This is a genomic window from Modestobacter excelsi (genome assembly GCF_005930495.1).
Taxonomy (GTDB): Bacteria; Actinomycetota; Actinomycetes; order Mycobacteriales; family Geodermatophilaceae; genus Modestobacter; species Modestobacter excelsi.
The window spans coordinates 1-16,031 of the sequence record NZ_SJEX01000047.1 but is presented as its reverse complement, the minus strand read 5'-3'; the positions used below and the strand labels follow the sequence as shown (position 1 = coordinate 16,031).

Genomic DNA, 16,031 nt, shown 5'->3' with positions numbered 1-16,031 from the left:
CCTCGTCAACCGGCTGTGTCAGCCCTCGGTGGGTGCCAGGGCGATGCTCACCGAGTTGATGCAGTAGCGGTCGCCGGTGGGCGTCTGGGGGGCGTCGGCGAAGACGTGGCCCAGGTGGCTGTGGCAGCTGCCGCACAGCACCTCGGTGCGGAGCATCCCGTAGGCGGTGTCGGCGCGGAGGACGACGTTGTCCTGGGCCGAGGGCTCGTAGAACGAGGGCCAGCCGCAGTGCGAGTCGAACTTGGTCTCGGAGCGGAACAGCTCGGCGCCGCACGCCCGGCAGGAGTAGACGCCGACGGTCTTCGTGTCGACGTACTCACCGGTCCACGGCCGCTCGGTGCCCGCCTGGCGGAGGACGGCGTACTCCTCCGGGGACAGCTGGGCGCGCCACTCCTCGTCGCTCTTGACGACCTGGGGCTGGTGGGCGGATGTGGTCATGCACCCACGGTACGGCGGCTCCGCCAGCCGTGCGGCGGAGCCGTCGTCCCTGGTCGGCTGGCTGTCCGGCGAGGTCACCCCGCGTCGGCCCGGTGCTCCGGCCACCACCGCAGGAACCGGTCGAGCACGTCCTCCAGCAGCGGGCGGAGCGCGAAGCCGGTGCTCGCCCGCTCGCCGGAGGTGCCGGTGAGCAGCACCTCCTGGTCGCCGTCGGGCAGGGTCGTCGGCACGCTCACCGCGAAGGACACGCGTCCGTCCGCGCCGGCGACCGCGCTGCCGAGCTGCCCGTGGTTGCGGGAGGGCAGGGAGGCGGTGACCTCCTCGTCCGCGTCGAACCCGGCACCGGTCACGGTGACCCGGTCTCCCCGGAGCGGTGTGGGGTCGCTGATCGCCGCGGTGGCGTCCCCGGAGGTGCCGGCGTCGACGGCCACCACCCCAGAGGGGGCGGCCGCCGCGGGCGAGGCAGCCGTCGTCAGACCGCCGGTCACCAGCGCCCCGGCGACGAGACCGAGGACGACGGGGCGGAGGGCGCGGGAGAGGGACATGGGACTCCTCGGTGCGCGCGGTGGGACCCCTTCATCCTCCCAGTGCGCTGAGCTACGAGCGGTCAACGTCCGGTAACGAAGTGGGCACGGCCGACGACCGGGCGGCACGGGCTCACGACGTCGGCGCACCGACCGCTCGCGCGGTGCTCGTACCGTGGGCGCGGCGTCGCGTCCGGTGGCGCCGCCGTCCGCCGAGAGGACCCATGAGCACCCCGCAGCCCCTGGCCGACACCTGGTTCACCCGCGACCTCCCCGTGCTCCGCGCGATCGCGCGGCTGATCGACGAGCCGCCGCACGGCAGCGCGCCCTACCTGGGGGCGGTCGTCCCGGCCAGCGGCCTGCCCAGGCCGCAGGTGGTCTCCGCGGCCAATGCGCTGGTCACCGCCGGGTACGCGCAGGCGCTGACCAACCACGCCGGAGAGATCGTCCGGTTCACCGCCATCTCCGCCGAGGCCCGCCGGCTCGTCGGGCTCTGGCCCACGCCGCAGGGGGAGTGGGAGCGGCTGCTCGAGCAGCTCGAGGCGCGCGCCACCGGGGCGATGACCGACGTCGAGCGCGGCCGCTGGCGCGCGATGGCCGACGCCGCGGCCGCACTCGGCCCGGACGACGGGGCGCTGCTGATGTCCGCGCTGATCGGCGGGTACGTGCCCCGGCAGCGCTGACCGGCCTGCCCGGAACACGACAGTGCCCCCGCCCGATCTCCCGGGCGGGGGCACTGTCGGTGGTTCGAGAGGGCTGCGTTCAGCTCCTCGGTCTGAGGATCAGACCGGGTTGACGTTCGCCGCCTGCGGGCCCTTCTGGCCCTGCTCGATGTCGAACGAGATGCGCTGGCCCTCATCGAGCGAGCGGTACCCGCTGGTCTGGATGGCCGAGTAGTGGACGAAGACGTCCGGGCCGCCGCCGTCCGGGGTGGCGAAGCCAAACCCCTTCTCTGCGTTGAACCACTTCACTGTTCCTTCGGGCATTGCTCGCTCCTAGCTGAGGTCGTGCGTCGGGGTCCTGCCAGAGCGCAGGGCCTTCCCGACGAAGAGAACACTAGCGGCTCGAAGCCCTCCGTGGGGAACCGGTGCCCGAAAGTTCCTGCACGGAGCCGTTCGGCAGCCGGCCCGGGCGGCTCAGAGCAGCCGGCCGGAGGCGTCCGCGGCGGCCGCGTCCGGCCAGGCACGGCGGGAGTAGGCGTTCGGCGCGTAGGCGGTCCGGGCCGGACCGCTCGGCTCCGGAGCAGGGGCGGCGGGCAGCGCCAGCGGCTCCGGGCGCCAGGCGTGCACGGGGAGCGGCTCGAGCTCGGTCCACTGCGCCGCGGCCAGCCGGGTGCGCTCCGCGGCGAGCGCCCGCCGGTGGCGGCGCCAGCGGTGGCCCAGCACGTCGACCGCGACGAGCGCGGCGACCAGCACCGCCACGGTCAGGAGCGCGTTGGTCACCGCGGTGGCGACGTCCAGGGCGGTGATCTCCGGCCAGCTGACCCGCTCCAGCTGGTACCCGACGATCTCGATGACGACGTACAGCACGCCGTACACCGAGAACGCGACCCTCATCGCCCTGCCTCCCTGCCCGTGTGGACCGACCTGCCGTGTGGACCGAACGGTCCCTCAACGACACCCGGTGCCCGCTCCGCGAGCCTGCGCGCCGCCTGTGCCCGGCGGCGTCACCCCTCCGGGTGAGCCCCGCGCCGGCTCAGCCCCGGGTCGGCCAGCTCGCGGTGCGGGCGGCGGCCGCGTGCGTGGAGGACAGGAACTCCAGCAGGTGCGCGTCGGGGTCGGCGGCCTGCCGCAGGTCGGCGTAGGGCAGCACGAACTCGCCGAGCGCCTCGTCGAAGGCCGCCGTCCCGGGGCTCACCGGGCTGGTCCGGTACCCGGGCGGCTCGGGGTAGGCGTAGGCGTAGAAGGCGCCCTCGGCGGCGCCTCCCGGCCAGTACCCGCAGCTGGACACCTCCTCGCTGTAGGCCTCGACCATGACCGGGTCGGGGCAGTGCGGCACCCCGCCGGGGTGCCGTGGTGCGGGCCGGCCGGAGAAGCGGGTGACCGCGAGGTCGAAGGCCCCCCAGAAGAAGTGCACCGGGCTGGACTTGCCGCGGAACTCGCCGCGGAACCGGCTCAGCACCCGGTGCGCGCTCACCAGCGACGTCCAGAAGCGGTGGACGGCGTCCGGGTCGTAGCTGGCGTGCTCGGTGTCCTCGTCGAACGGGATCGCCTCGACGACCTCGACCGGCACCGGGTGGATCGGCACGTCGACGTCGAGCTCGCGCAGGTGCGCCCGGAACTCCGCGGTGAAGTCGGCGACGCTGCGGGGCTCCAGGCTCATCCGCCGGCGCTCGCCGAGGGTGGTGAGCAGCTGCAGCTCGTGGGCGGTCAGGTCGAGCACGACCTCCAGGCCGCGGCCCCGGTAGGGCATCAGCGAGGTGGTCAGACCGCGCGCATCCACGTAGAGCGGGACGTGCCACCAGTGGTTGGCGGCGGGCGCGAGCGCCAGCCGGACCTTGCCGACCACCTGGGTCCACAGGTGCAGGGTGTCCCGGGTGTCCTGCCACTGCTCCAGGGGCAGGGCCGGCCACGGCTCGAACGGCGGTGCGGACGGGGTGGTCATGCCGTGATGCTCGCAGCTCACCCCGGCTGCAGGACCTCGTTCCACGGGCGCACCGAGTGGCTGGCGACCACGCCGCCCAGGACGAAGGGGTCCCCTGCGATGAACTCCTCGGCCGCCTCACGGGTGGTGAAGACGCCCATCGCGTCGCCGTTCATCGGCTCGTCGAACGTGCCGACCATGAGCAGGAGACCGCGGTCGCGGAACTCGTGCAGCCGGGCGACGTGCGCCGGGCCGTGCTGCTGGGCCAGCGGCAGGAAGTCCTCGACCGCGCGGTAGCTCATCACGTACTTCATGCCCCGGCATCCTGGCCCGGCTCGGCCGGGGAGGGGAGACCCCGGTCATCCCTCGCGGTACAGATCGGCCAGCAGCGCGACGGCGGCGGCCGTGGTGGCGGGTGGGTCGTCGCGCCACCACGCCAGCCGGACGGCGATCGGCTCGGCGTCCCGGATCGGCCGGTAGACCACACCTGGCCGCCGGTACTGCGCGGCCGTGCCCTCGGCGGTGACGCCGACGCAGCGGCCAGCGGCGATCACGGTCAGCCAGTCATCGACGTCGGAGGTGTGCTCGACCGCCGGACGGGCGTCGGAGGGCCACAGGTCGGGCGTCGTCGTCCCCGTCCGCCGGTCGACCACCAGCGTCCGCTCGCCCACCTCGGCCAGCCGCAGCGAGCGGCGGCGCGCCCACGGATCGTCGGCGGCGAGGGCGCACACCCGGCGCTCGGAGCCCACCAGCGCGCTGTCGAACCGCCGCGTGTCGGGCAGCACCCGGAGCACCGCGAGGTCGCAGGCGCCCTCGGCGAGACCCGCGGTCGCGGAGTTGGTGCGCACCAACTGCACCTCGGTGTCCGGGTGCAGGGCGGCCCAGCGCCGCTGGAAGGCCACCGTGTGCCGGCCCATCGCCGACCAGGCGTAGCCGATCCGCAGCCGGGTGGCGTGCCCACCCGCCTCGGCCACCAGGTCCTCGGCCGCCGCCAGCAGCCGGCGCGCGCGGCCCAGCACCCGCTCGCCGGCCGGCGTCACGCTCACCTGGCGGGCGGTGCGCCGCAGCAACCGGGTGCCCAGCTCGGCCTCCAGGCCAGCCAGGGTGCGGGAGACGGCGGCCTGGGAGACATCGAGCTCCGCGGCGGCGTCGGTGAGCGTCCCGGCGTCCACGATGGCCACCAGGCAGCGGAGGTGGCGCAGCTCGAGAGCCATGCGCTCAGCGTATAACGATTGCGCGGATTGCATTTTGCGCAAGGCCCCCGGACCTGCAGGCTCGGGTTGTGCAGCCGGTCATCCAGCCCGTCCAGCGTCCCGCTGACCGCACCGCCGCTGCGGTCCCGGACCGGTCGTCGGGATCCGCGGTGGGCGTGGCGATGATGGTCGGCAGCGCGCTGTCCAACCAGGTAGGGGCCGCGGTCGGGACCCTCGCCTTCCCGGTGATCGGCGCGCTGGGCGTGGTGGCCGTCCGGCAGTGGGTCGCCGGAGCGGTGCTGGTCGCCGCGACCCGCCCCCGGCCGTGGCGGTTCACCGCGGCCCAGTGGCGGCCGGTGCTGCTGCTGGCCGCGGTCTTCGCGACGATGAACCTGTCGCTGTACTCGGCGGTCGACCGGATCGGGCTCGGTCTCGCGGTCACCCTCGAGTTCCTGGGTCCGCTCGCGGTCGCGCTGGCCACCTCGCGCCGCCGGGTCGACCTCCTGTGCGCGCTGGTGGCCGCCGTCGGCGTGGTCGTGCTGAGCCGGCCGCAGCCGGCGACCGACCCGGCGGGGATCGCCTGCGGCCTGCTCGCGGCCGCGTGCTGGGCGGGCTACATCCTGGTCAACCGGGAGATCGGGGCACGGGTGTCCGGCGGCGCGGGGCCGGCGACGGCAGCGGGGCTGTCCGCCCTCGTCTTCGTGCCGATCGGCGTCTCGGTGCTGGTCACCTCCCCGCCCTCCCCGGCGACGGTGCTCTGTGCCGTCACGGCCGGGGTGCTCGCCTCCGCGGTGCCCCTGGCCGTCGACCTGCGGGCGTTGCGCCGGGTGCCTGCCGGTGCCTACGGCGTCTTCATGAGCATCAACCCGATGCTCGCCGCGGTCGTGGGCCTCGTCGTCCTGGGGGAGGCGCTGCCCTGGGACGCATGGTGCGGCATCGCGGCCATCGTGGGAGCCAACGTCGTGAGCCAGCTGCTCGCCCGGCGGGGCACGCCCCGAGGACACGCCGGGCGCGTCCCCGGAGAACGGGACCGTGCGGTTCGGGCCGCCCCACGCGCCGCGGGCCGCCGCTAGCCTCGCCGCGCACGGGGACCACGCGCACCACCTGCCTGCTCACGGCTGCCCAGGGAGCACGTTGTGGAGTCCCTCGCCCGGTTCGTCCTGCGCCACCGCCTGCTCGTCGTCCTCGGCTGGCTGGTGACCATGGTCGCCGGCGGAGCGGTCGCCGGCACGGTCACCGACCGGCTGTCCTTCGACTTCTCGCTGCCCGGCCAGCCCGGCTACGAGGCCGAGGAGCAGCTCATCGCGACGTTCGGCACGAGCACCGCGGACACCCTGGTGCCGGTGCTGACCGTGCCGGAGGGCAGCACGGTGGCCGAGCGGCAGGCCGACGTCGCCGGCGTCTTCGAGGCGGTCCGGACGGCGGTCCCCTCGGTCCGGGTGGTCGACCTGGGCAGCACGGGGGACAGCCGGTTCGTCACCGACGACGGGCGCAGCACCTTCGCCCTGGTGCAGGGCCCGATGCCCGCGGGCTTCGGGCCGGGCACCGAGGCGCAGGTGCAGCCCGCGTTCGAGCAGGCGGCCGCGGCGGCCGGGCTGGACACCGGGCTGACGTCGTACGTGCTGCTGTCGGCCGGTGGGGACACCGAGGGGCCCAGCGTGCTGGTGGAGACCCTGTTCGGTGCCGTCGGGGCGCTGGCGGTGCTGTTGTTCGTCTTCGCGTCGTTCCTGGCCCTCGTCCCGCTGCTGATCGCCGCGGTGTCGATCCTGACGACGTTCCTGCTGGTCCTGGGGTTGACCTACCTGACCGACGTGAGCTTCGTCGTGCAGTTCCTCATCGCCCTGGTCGGGCTGGGCGTGGCCATCGACTACTCGCTGCTGCTGGTCTCCCGCTGGCGGGAGGAGCGGGCCCACGGTCGCGGCAACGACGAGGCCGTCGTCGTCGCCGTCCGGACGGCCGGGCACGCGGTGCTCGCCTCGGGCGTGACGGTCGCGATCAGCCTGCTGGCCCTGGTCATCGTGCCGGTGCCGTTCCTGCGGAGCATGGGACTGGGCGGGATGCTCATCCCGCTGGTCAGCGTGGCGGTGGTGCTGACCCTGCTGCCCGCCCTGCTGTCCAAGGTCGGACCGCGGGTCGACTGGCCGCGGATCCGGCACGACGCGGTCGCGGCGCGCGGCTGGACCGCCTGGGCGCGGCTCATCGTGCGCCGGCGCTGGCTCGCCGCCGGCGCCGCCGTGCTGGTGCTCGCGGTGGTCATCGCGCCGGTGTTCGGCATGAAGATCGGCCAGGCGAACAGCGCGTCGCTGGCCAGCAGCGGGCCGCCGTTCGACGCGCTGCAGCAGCTGGAGCGGGGTGGTGTCGGCACCGGGGTGCTCACCCCGATCGAGGTGCTGGTGCCCGACGACCAGGCCGAGGCGGCGCTCCGGGCGGCGGGCGACGTCCCCGGCGTCCGGATGGCCGTGGCCGGGGGCAGCAGCAACGGGACCACCGTCGTCGACGTCGTCCCCGAGAGCGAGACGGTCGACGGCCAGAGCATCGAGGTGGTCAACGACGTCCGCGCTGCCGTCGAGAGCGCGACCGACGGCAGCGTGGGCGTCGCCGGGACGGGCGCGATCGTGCAGGACTACTTCTCGGCGGTGTACGACACCTTCCCCTACGTGCTGGCGCTGATCGCGGTGATCACCTTCGTGCTGCTGGTGCGCACGTTCCGGTCGTTGCTGCTGCCGATCAAGGCGGTGCTGCTCAACCTGGTCTCGCTGGCGGCGGTGTTCGGCGCCGTGACCTGGTTCTGGCAGGAGGGCCACGGCTCCGGGGCGGTCTTCGGGATCGAGGGAACGGGCGCGATCACCTTCTGGCTGCCGGTGATCATCTTCGCGTTCCTGTTCGGGCTGTCCATGGACTACGAGGTGTTCATCCTGGCCCGGATGCGGGAGGAGTACGACGCCACGGGCAGCACCAGGGCGGCGGTGGTCACCGGTCTCGGCCGCACCGGCCGGCTGGTGACCTCGGCCGCGCTGATCCTGTTCTTCTCCTTCGCCGCGCTGGCGTCCTCGCCGGGCACCGACATCAAGGTGATCGGGACGGCGCTGGGCGTGGGCATCCTCATCGACGCCACCCTGGTGCGGGCGCTGCTGGTGCCGGCGCTGGTCAGCCTGCTCGGCACGTGGAACTGGTGGCTGCCGGCCGGGCTGGCCCGGGTGCTGCGGGTCCAGCCGTCCCCGCTGGTCGAGGACCGTCAGGAACGGACGGCGGAGGACCGGCCCCTCACCCGCGTGTAGCCGACGAGCTCCGCCGCCCGGGACGGCGACTCAGCGGTTGGGGGTCCGGCCGTTCTGCAGGGTCTCGCGCAGGCGGGGTGCCGGGGCGGCCTCGGCCGGGGCCGTGCCGGCCGGCAGCAGGATCCAGAGCAGCGGGTACACCAGGACGCCCGCGCCGAGGAAGGCCAGCGCGACGAAGCCGATGCGCCAGAGCAGCGCCTCGACGCCGGTGTACTCCGCCAGGCCACCGCACACCCCGCCGAGCACCCGGTTGGTGGTGCTCCGCCGGAGCGCCGGACGCGGCGGCACCGAGGCTGCCGGGGGCGGAGGCGCCTGCTGCCAGGAGGGCGGCGGCCCGTCGGCCGGAGGCGGAGGAGGCGTCGGGGGGCCGGGAGGCGGTGTGGCTGTCATGCCCCGCAAGGCTCCTCGCGCGCTGGTCGCTCCACAACGGGGTACGTCCCCGCTCCGCCAGGACGTGCGGGCGGTGGTGTGGGACGGTCGCCGCATGACGGTCCTCGACAGCTTCCGGCTGGACGGCAAGGTCGCCGTGGTCACCGGCGGGAACCGCGGCCTGGGGCGGGCCTTCGCCCGTGCGCTGGGGGAGGCCGGCGCCACGATCGCGATCGTGGCGCGGGACGCAGCCGCGAGCAGCGCGGTCGTCGAGGAGCTGACCGCCGCGGGCGTCCGGGCCGCGGCCTTCCGCGCCGACGTCGCGGACCGGGGATCCGTCGTGGCGGTCGCCCGGGAGATCGCGGCGGACCTCGGCCGGGCCGACGTGCTGGTCAACAACGCCGGCGCCTGCATCCACCGACCGGCGCTCGAGGTGACCGAGGACGAGTGGGACGAGGTCATGCGGGTCAACGTGAACGGTGTCTGGCACGGCTGCCAGGTCTTCGGCGAGCAGATGATCGGCGCGGGCGGGGGCGTGATCGTCAACATCGGGTCGATGTCCGGGCAGATCGTGAACCGCCCGCAGTGGCAGCCGGCCTACAACGCCTCCAAGGCCGCGGTGCACCACCTGACGAAGTCGCTGGCCGCGGAGTGGGCGCCGCACGGCGTCCGGGTCAACGCGGTCGCCCCGGGCTACGTCCGCACCGACATGACGCCGATCGACCAGCCGCAGTTCAAGCGGCACTGGGTCGACGACGCACCGCTGCAGCGCGCGGCCGAGCCCGAGGAGATCGCCCCGGCGGTGGTGTTCCTGGCCAGCCCCGCGTCGTCGTTCATGACCGGCTCGGTGCTCGTGGTCGACGGCGGGTACACCGTCTTCTGAGCAGCGTCTCAGGCAGGTGTCCGGCCGGTCGCGGCATGCGCGTCCCAGTCGACGTGGTGGTCGCGGACCCAGGCGCGCGGGTCCCGGTACCGCAGCACCACCGGCATGACCAGGTCGCGGACGACGCGGCCCACCGCGGGCGGCGACTTGGCGCTGCTGGTCCGGAAGCCCTGGGCGACGACCCGCTGGGTCCGGTCGCGCCGCGCGCGCTCGTAGGCCGGCAGCGCCGCGGGCACGGGCAGGTCGCGGAGGCAGCGGGCGAGGACGACGGCGTCCTCGATGGCCAGCGACGATCCCTGGCCGGCGGCCGGCGACGTCGCGTGCGCGGCGTCCCCGATGAGCACCACGCGCTGCCCGTCGTGCCAGCGGCGCACGGACGGGACGTCGTACGTCGTCCACCCCCGCAGCTGGTGCGGCGTCGCGTCGACGAGGGCGACGGCGGGGGACCGGTCGGCTCCGTGGAGGTCGCGCAGCAGGGCACGCCACTCCGCGTCGGACCGAGCGGCGACCGCGCCGTCCGCCGGCTCCTGTCGCGCGGGCGGGTTGGCGAACCACCACGTCCGGCCGTCCGGTGAAGGGAGCCAGCCGAAGAAGGACCGTCGGCCCATGACCATCGTCAGCCGACCCACCTCCGCGCCGGCCGGGGTGTGCGCGGAGTAGCCGGCGGTGTTCAGCACCGGGACGAAGCGGGGCGGTGCGGCGTCCGGGTCCAGCAGTGCGCGCACCGACGAGCGAACGCCGTCGGCACCGACGAGCAGGTCGGCCGACTCGGTGCTGCCGTCGGCGAAGGTCGCCGTCACGCCGTCGGGGGTGCTGCGGGCATCGACCAGCCGGGAGCCGTAGCGCACCTCGATGCCCCGGCGCAGCGCCTCGGCGTGCAACGCCCGGTACAGCTCGGAGCGCTGCACCGACACACCGACGACCCCGTCGCGACCGGTCGGGAGCTCGCCCAGCCGCCTGCCGGTGCCGCTGCGGAACTCGATCACCGGCGTCGGATGGCCGACCTCGCGGACCACCTGGTCCGCCTCGATCACCCGCAGCGCGTCCAGGCCGTTGACCTGGACGCCCAGCCACGCCCCGACGTCGCCGTCCGGAGCGGGGTGCGCCTCGTGGACGGTCGCGCCGATGCCCGCCTTCTGCAGGGCCATGGCGGCGACCGGTCCGGCGACCCCGCCACCCACCACGACTGCTCTCATCGCGTCCCCCGATCCCGCGTCGAGTCCGCCCCTCGAGGGAGCCGGGTGCATTCCCCCACACCCGGCCACCCGCTGCCCAGCCCCTGCTGCGCGCCGTGCGGGGTGACACGCGGGCGCGGCTCTGCCAGCATCGCTCCTCTCCCCAGCGGGAGCAGGCAGCAGGGAGGCCGGACGATGACCGATCCCCACGGTCCGCGACTGCAGGACGTCGTGCTGACCAGCGGCGCAGGCGGGACGCCGGGACTGCGCGGCGTGCTCGGCATCCCCCCGGGACCGGGACCCTGGCCGGGCGTGGTGCTGGTGCACGAGCTGTTCGGCATCGACGACGTCATGCGGCGGCAGGTGGAGCGGATGGCCGCCGCGGGCTACCTGTCCCTGATGCCCGACCTGTTCACCGCCGGCGGGGCGCGGCGCTGCCTGGTGCCGACGTTCCGCGCGATCGCCGCCGGGTCCGGCCGGGCGTTCGTCGACGTGGAGGCCGCCCGCACCCACCTGGCATCGCTGCCCGACTGCACCGGGCGGATCGGCGTCCTGGGGTTCTGCATGGGCGGCGGCTTCGCGCTGCTGACCGCACCGCGCGGATTCGACGTGTCGTCGGCCAACTACGCCCGCCTGCCGGAGGACCCGGACCGTGCCCTGGCCGGCGCCTGCCCGATCGTGGCCAGCTACGGCGGTCGTGACCCCGCGCTGCGCGGGACTGCGGCGCAGCTGGAGGGGGTGCTGACCCGGCTGGGTGTGCCGCACGACGTCCACGAGTACCCGACGGCGGGGCACGGCTTCCTCGACGACACCGACCCCGGGCCCCGGGTGCTGCGCCCGTTGCTGCGCCGGGTGCTGAAGTTCCAGCCCGACCCGGTCGCCGCGGCCGATGCGTGGGCACGCATCGAGGCCTTCTTCGCCGAGCACCTCAGCGCTGACGCCGCCCGTCGTCCCGAGGGGGACGCGCCCGGAGCGTGAGGTCCGGGGGCCGCCCGGGGCACCTCGGTGCACCGGGGTCGGTGGGCCCTGGTGGCCGCTGCCCGGTCGGAGGACCATCCGGGTGAGGCGGAGCGGAGGAGGTGGCGTGGTGCACGACGAGGAGGAGTCGCTGTACGTGGAGCAGCCCTCGGCCGGACCCGAGGTCTCGCGCGGGCCCCGGGTGGTGGTGGCGGTCGACGGCTCGGCGGGCTCCCAGGCGGCGCTGGGGTTCGCGCTCGAGGACGCGGCGCGGCGTGGCGTGCCGGTCGTGGCGGTCATCGCCTACCGGGTGCCGGCCTGGCAGGGGGAGTTCAGCGGACTCGGCGCGACCGAGGAGGCGCGGATCCGGGACACGCTGAGGAGCCAGTGCGTGGACAGGGTCCGCGCGGTGGTCGACGCGGCCGCGGGCGGATCGGCCGGCGCGATGCCGGAGGTGCAGGTCCACGCGGTGCCCGGCTCCCCGGCGGACGTGCTCGTCCGCGAGTCGGACGGCGCGGACCTGCTGGTGGTGGGCAGCCGGGGGCACGGTGGCTTCCACACCGTGCTGCTCGGCTCGACGAGCATCCAGTGCGCGATGCACGCGACCTGCCCGGTCACGGTGGTCCACTCGCCGGAGGCCCACCACCACCGGCTGCGGCTGCACCGGCAGCGCCGGCACGCCGACCCGGTGCCGGCGGACAGCCGCTGAGGCATTCGCCGTCGCCTCCGGCACCTCGACCCGGATGCTGCTGTACCACTTCGGCACGAAGGAGGCGCTGCTCCGCGCGGTGCTGCAGCGGGCGCGGAGCCGTCAGCGGCAGGACTTCGAGGCGCTGCTGCGGGTGCGGCCGGACGAGGACCACCTGACGACGCTCGGCCGCGCCTGGGCCGGCATGACGGGTCGAGGGGGGCGGCGCTACCTGAGCATGTCAGGGCGGCTGCGGGAGGACGCGGAGCAACAGCTGTGGCCCGGCTTCCGGCGGGAGGCCACGACGGACCGGCTCCCACCGCTGGAGGACGGGCTCCGCACCCTCGGGCGTCCGGAGCTGGCGACGCTCGTCCTCGCCGTCATCCGCGGGCTGATCATGGACCTGGACGCCACCGGCGACACCGATCGGGTCGACCACGCCTTCGCCGACCTCCTGACGTCCCTGCGGGACCCGCGGTCCGCGTGAGGCAGCGCACGATCGGCCGACACGCCGGGGCGGACTCGCCGGGCGGGGCCGGCCGCCGTGCCGAGAACCCTCCTCTCGGACCAGCGGAAACGCCGCCCGAAACGGAAGAGTGACGCGCATCACGACGACAGTCGACAAGTCGACTCATAACTTCTTGTGGCGCTCACCCAACCCGTGAGCGTGGCGCCGGACCGCCGAGCTCTGCCCACCGGCTGCCTCATCAGAACCCAGGGCAGGGGTGGGGGACCCACGAACTCGGCGCACATGCCTCCGGCATGGCGCCTCGGGGTGAAGCCGCAGACCGCGGCCGGGCACCGATCGCCCGAACCCGACAGCTGACCCCGCAGGCGGTGATCGGAGACATCACCATGGCCAAGCACCGCGCACCCCGCTATGTCCGCACCAAGCACGCCCTCGCCGGCGTACCCGTCGCCGCAGGCGCGACCGTCGTCGGACTGAGCGTCCTGAGCACCCCGGCGGCGCAGGCCGCCACCACCCACGACTGGACCGGTGTCGCCCAGTGCGAGTCCGGCGGGGACTGGGACATCAACACCGGCAACGGCTACTACGGCGGCCTGCAGTTCAGCCAGTCGACGTGGGCCGGGTACGGCGGCACCGGCCTCGCGGCCCGCGCGGACCTGGCGACGCCGGCCGAGCAGGTCCAGATCGCCGAGAAGGTCCTCGCCGGGCAGGGCATCGGCGCCTGGCCGACCTGTGGCAAGCGCCTGACGGACGGCACCACGGCGGTCGCCGTCGGGACTCCTGCTCCCGCGCCCGCCCCGGTCGCCGCGCCGGAGAAGGTCTCGGTCGCCGGGGACGCCGCTCCGGCGGGCACCTACACGGTGGTGCGGGGAGACACGCTGGCGAAGATCGCCGCCGCCCACGGTGAGTCGTGGCACGAGCTCTACCAGCTCAACGCCGGCGTCATCGGGAGCAACCCGGACGTCCTCGTCCCGGGTCAGGTGCTGGCGACCTCCGGGGCCGCGCCGGCCACCTCGGTCGTGGCGGCGCCCGCCCCCGTCACGACCCACACGCTCGTGGCGACCACCACCGAGGCGCACATCACCAACAGCGCCGGCGCGGTCAAGCCGCAGGCGCAGGCCGCTGCGAACGCGGTCGTCAGCAACGTCCCCGGCGCCGACGGCATCACCCTCGGCGGCACCCGCGCCAGCGCGGTCGACCCGGGCGGCCACCCGTCCGGGCTGGCCGTGGACTACATGGTGCTCGAGAACGCGGCCCTCGGCGACGAGATCGTCGCCTACCACCTCGCCCACTGGGACGAGCTCGGTGTGGACTACATCATCTGGGAGCAGGAGATCCTCACCTCGCCGACCGGCTCCTGGAAGCAGATGGAGGACCGGGGCAGCGCCACGGCGAACCACATGGACCACGTCCACGTGAACTACGAGGGCTGAGCCACCGCTCCCAGCACCGACAGCGACCCCCACCCGTCCGCGGGCGGGGGTCGCTGTCGGTCTCGGCCGGTGGCCGTGGTCCCCTGCTTCGCCCGGGGCCCCTGCCACGACGGTGCCTCGGACGGGCGGTGACCACCGCGCCGACCTCGGGGGCTGACCTTCGAGCTGACTCCGGCACCAGGTCCCAGCGGCCGGGCGCCGTGCTCTGCGGTGAGCGCCCGGGTCGGGTCGGAGCGGCACCGCGGGAGTCGTCATCCCGGGCACTCGAGGAATCGGGTGCCGCGAGTTGCTGCGCGCCTCGGCGCGGTGTGCAACCGTTTCCCATGCGGTCTCGGACGTTGCTCGTCATCGCGGCGGTCTGCGGGCTGCTGCTGCCGGCCGTTCCCGCTCAGGCGGCACCGGAGCCGTGCGGGGCCGGCCACGTCCGCCTGACCTTCGACGACGGTCCCAACCGCACGGCCACGCCAGACATCCTCGACACCCTCGCGGCACACGGGGTGACCGCGACCTTCTTCGTGGTCGGCCAGATGGCCGGCGCCCACCCCGCTCTCGTCCAGCGCGAGAGTCAGGAGGGCCACACCATCGGGAACCACTCCTGGGACCACCCGGACCTCACCACGCTGGCCCGGGCGCAGGTCGAGTCGGAACTGCAGGACACCAACGACGTCGTCACACGGGTGACCGGGACGACACCGACGCAGTGGCGCCCGCCGTACGGGGCGACGAACTCCACGGTGGAGGCGGCAGCCTCGGGCGTCGGGCTCACCTCGATGGTGCTGTGGACGGTCGACCCGCGCGACTGGGCCGATCCACCCGCGACGACCGTCCGGGACCGCGTGCTGCGGGCGGTGCGGCCGGGCAGCGTCATCCTCCTGCACGACGGCACCGGAGCCAACACCCCCGAAGCACTGCCCATGATCCTCGCCGGACTGGCCGACATGGGGTACTGCGTCCGCTGACCGCGAATCCGTCACCGCATCCGCACGGCGCCCGGGCGCTGGTCTCAGACGGGGCGCTCCAGCAGCGCCGTGAGCGCGTGGTCGATGAAGTCGTTGTCGGCGGGGTTGTTGCCCAGCCCGGCGAAGTGACCGTAGATGCTCGGGATCACCCGGACCTCCCCGTTCGCGATGAACTGGGACGCCCACTCCTCGTCCTCGGGTGGGAAGTACAGGTCGGTCCTCCCGGGCATGGCGAGCAGCGGGCAGCGGATGGACCGCAACGCGGCCTCGGTGTCGCCGTCGAACCCCGGCGTCTGTCCGACGTCGCCGTGCTCCCACGTCCACAGCATGCCCAGCAGGTTGTTCGGGTCCCGGTCGTCGAGCCAGAAGCCCTCCCAGAACCCGACGAGGAAGTCCTCGAGCGAGGAGAAGCCGATGTTGCGGTACTCGCGCTGCCAGTAGAAGGCCTGGGACAGCCCCCAACCGGCGTAGATCCGGGCGAAGGCGCGGAGCCCGACCGTGGGCAGCGCGCCGGGGGAGTACCGCCCGCCGTTGAAGACGGGGTCGGCGGTGAGCGCGGCGCGGAGGCTCTTCAGGAAGACCTGGTTGTGCTCGCTGGTGACCGGCGAACCGACGATCGGCGCGGCCCGCTTCACCATCTCGGGATGGCTCACGGCCCACTGGTAGGTCTGCCCTGCTCCCATGGACGACCCCAGCACCAGCTCGATCGACTCGATGCCCCACTTCTCCGTGAGCAGCCGGTGCTGGACCTCGACCTGGTCGTAGAAGGTGACCGGCGGGAAGTTCGGCCCGTCGTACGGGGGTGGCGTGTTGCTGGGGGAGGACGACAGGCCGTTGTTCAGCTGGTTCGGGACGACGATGAAGTACTCGTCCGGGTCGCAGGCCTTGCCCTTCCCGATCGTCCACTCGTTGGCGTCGTGCCAGGCGCTGTACCACGTCGGATGGACGATCACGTTGGACTTGTCGGCGTTCAGCGTGCCGTACGTCTTGTAGGCCAGCTGGGCTCCGCGCAGGGTCGCGCCCCGTTGCAGGACGACGTCGCCGAGGTCGAACAGCTCGTGGTCGGTGGGCATGGGCATGTC

19 protein-coding genes and 1 riboswitch are annotated in these 16,031 nt (G+C 74.2%); of the genes, 9 read left to right on the top strand and 10 right to left on the bottom strand.

Features of this window, described 5'->3' with window-relative positions:
* Positions 1-18 precede the first annotated feature (18 nt).
* Together msrB and FHL80_RS15525 are read right to left on the bottom strand one after the other, a co-directional pair.
* A complete protein-coding gene (gene msrB / locus FHL80_RS15530) occupies positions 19-438 on the bottom strand; it encodes a peptide-methionine (R)-S-oxide reductase MsrB (RefSeq protein ID WP_138734293.1) in 420 nt (139 codons plus the stop codon).
* 74 nt (positions 439-512) lie between these two features.
* Positions 513-983, bottom strand: coding sequence for a hypothetical protein (locus FHL80_RS15525; protein WP_138734292.1), 471 nt, complete (start codon positions 981-983; stop codon positions 513-515).
* Positions 984-1,186: 203 nt separating this feature from the next.
* On the opposite strand from FHL80_RS15525, the gene FHL80_RS15520 reads away from it, so the two are divergent.
* Complete coding sequence (locus FHL80_RS15520) at positions 1,187-1,645, top strand: hypothetical protein (RefSeq protein WP_138734291.1); 459 nt, start codon at positions 1,187-1,189, stop codon at positions 1,643-1,645.
* 99 nt (positions 1,646-1,744) lie between these two features.
* Here the strand turns inward: FHL80_RS15520 and FHL80_RS15515 are convergent, their stop codons facing one another.
* The 5 genes from FHL80_RS15515 to FHL80_RS15495 all read right to left on the bottom strand — a co-directional run bounded on the left by FHL80_RS15515 (position 1,745) and on the right by FHL80_RS15495 (position 4,759).
* Complete coding sequence (locus tag FHL80_RS15515) at positions 1,745-1,948, bottom strand: cold-shock protein (RefSeq protein WP_014741881.1); 204 nt, start codon at positions 1,946-1,948, stop codon at positions 1,745-1,747.
* A 150-nt stretch (positions 1,949-2,098) separates the two neighbouring features.
* On the bottom strand, positions 2,099-2,518 hold the full coding sequence (locus tag FHL80_RS15510; RefSeq protein WP_138734290.1) for a hypothetical protein: 420 nt from the start codon (positions 2,516-2,518) through the stop codon (positions 2,099-2,101).
* A gap of 139 nt (positions 2,519-2,657) precedes the next feature.
* The gene (locus FHL80_RS15505) at positions 2,658-3,566 is read right to left on the bottom strand and encodes a DUF5996 family protein (protein WP_138734289.1); all 909 of its coding nucleotides are present in this window, start codon (positions 3,564-3,566) and stop codon (positions 2,658-2,660) included.
* Between the two features lie 17 nt (positions 3,567-3,583).
* Positions 3,584-3,859: a YciI family protein gene (locus FHL80_RS15500; RefSeq protein WP_138734288.1), complete on the bottom strand. Its 276-nt coding sequence runs from the start codon at positions 3,857-3,859 to the stop codon at positions 3,584-3,586.
* 45 nt (positions 3,860-3,904) lie between these two features.
* Positions 3,905-4,759: a LysR family transcriptional regulator gene (locus FHL80_RS15495; RefSeq protein WP_138734287.1), complete on the bottom strand. Its 855-nt coding sequence runs from the start codon at positions 4,757-4,759 to the stop codon at positions 3,905-3,907.
* A gap of 68 nt (positions 4,760-4,827) precedes the next feature.
* Here FHL80_RS15495 and FHL80_RS15490 point away from each other — a divergent pair, with 68 nt between their 5' ends.
* Together FHL80_RS15490 and FHL80_RS15485 are read left to right on the top strand one after the other, a co-directional pair.
* Positions 4,828-5,811 (top strand): EamA family transporter, encoded by a 984-nt coding sequence (locus FHL80_RS15490; protein ID WP_216870763.1) that lies wholly within the window; start codon positions 4,828-4,830, stop codon positions 5,809-5,811.
* A gap of 63 nt (positions 5,812-5,874) precedes the next feature.
* Positions 5,875-8,016 (top strand): MMPL family transporter, encoded by a 2,142-nt coding sequence (locus FHL80_RS15485; RefSeq protein ID WP_138734286.1) that lies wholly within the window; start codon positions 5,875-5,877, stop codon positions 8,014-8,016.
* A gap of 30 nt (positions 8,017-8,046) precedes the next feature.
* Here the strand turns inward: FHL80_RS15485 and FHL80_RS15480 are convergent, their stop codons facing one another.
* Positions 8,047-8,304 carry a PspC domain-containing protein gene (locus tag FHL80_RS15480; RefSeq protein WP_246078710.1) on the bottom strand — a complete coding sequence of 86 codons (258 nt, stop codon included), beginning with the start codon at positions 8,302-8,304 and terminating at the stop codon, positions 8,047-8,049.
* Positions 8,305-8,500: 196 nt separating this feature from the next.
* Here FHL80_RS15480 and FHL80_RS15475 point away from each other — a divergent pair, with 196 nt between their 5' ends.
* Positions 8,501-9,268 carry a glucose 1-dehydrogenase gene (locus FHL80_RS15475; protein ID WP_138734284.1) on the top strand — a complete coding sequence of 256 codons (768 nt, stop codon included), beginning with the start codon at positions 8,501-8,503 and terminating at the stop codon, positions 9,266-9,268.
* 8 nt (positions 9,269-9,276) lie between these two features.
* Here the strand turns inward: FHL80_RS15475 and FHL80_RS15470 are convergent, their stop codons facing one another.
* Positions 9,277-10,464 (bottom strand): FAD-dependent oxidoreductase, encoded by a 1,188-nt coding sequence (locus tag FHL80_RS15470; protein ID WP_138734283.1) that lies wholly within the window; start codon positions 10,462-10,464, stop codon positions 9,277-9,279.
* A 174-nt stretch (positions 10,465-10,638) separates the two neighbouring features.
* On the opposite strand from FHL80_RS15470, the gene FHL80_RS15465 reads away from it, so the two are divergent.
* The 5 genes from FHL80_RS15465 to FHL80_RS15440 all read left to right on the top strand — a co-directional run bounded on the left by FHL80_RS15465 (position 10,639) and on the right by FHL80_RS15440 (position 14,949).
* Positions 10,639-11,421 carry a dienelactone hydrolase family protein gene (locus tag FHL80_RS15465; protein ID WP_138734282.1) on the top strand — a complete coding sequence of 261 codons (783 nt, stop codon included), beginning with the start codon at positions 10,639-10,641 and terminating at the stop codon, positions 11,419-11,421.
* A gap of 106 nt (positions 11,422-11,527) precedes the next feature.
* Positions 11,528-12,109 (top strand): universal stress protein, encoded by a 582-nt coding sequence (locus FHL80_RS15460; protein WP_138734281.1) that lies wholly within the window; start codon positions 11,528-11,530, stop codon positions 12,107-12,109.
* A gap of 34 nt (positions 12,110-12,143) precedes the next feature.
* Positions 12,144-12,575, top strand: coding sequence for a TetR/AcrR family transcriptional regulator (locus FHL80_RS15455; RefSeq protein WP_216870762.1), 432 nt, complete (start codon positions 12,144-12,146; stop codon positions 12,573-12,575).
* 203 nt (positions 12,576-12,778) lie between these two features.
* Positions 12,779-12,940, top strand: a riboswitch (cyclic di-AMP (ydaO/yuaA leader).
* Complete coding sequence (locus tag FHL80_RS26765; protein WP_216870761.1) at positions 12,926-13,990, top strand: LysM peptidoglycan-binding domain-containing protein; 1,065 nt, start codon at positions 12,926-12,928, stop codon at positions 13,988-13,990. It overlaps the preceding riboswitch by 15 nt.
* A gap of 323 nt (positions 13,991-14,313) precedes the next feature.
* A complete protein-coding gene (locus FHL80_RS15440) occupies positions 14,314-14,949 on the top strand; it encodes a polysaccharide deacetylase family protein (RefSeq protein WP_138734280.1) in 636 nt (211 codons plus the stop codon).
* 44 nt (positions 14,950-14,993) lie between these two features.
* On the opposite strand, the gene FHL80_RS15435 is transcribed toward FHL80_RS15440, so the two are convergent.
* Positions 14,994-16,031: alpha/beta fold hydrolase (locus tag FHL80_RS15435; RefSeq protein WP_246078709.1), on the bottom strand; the 1,038-nt coding region annotated here is incomplete at its 5' end.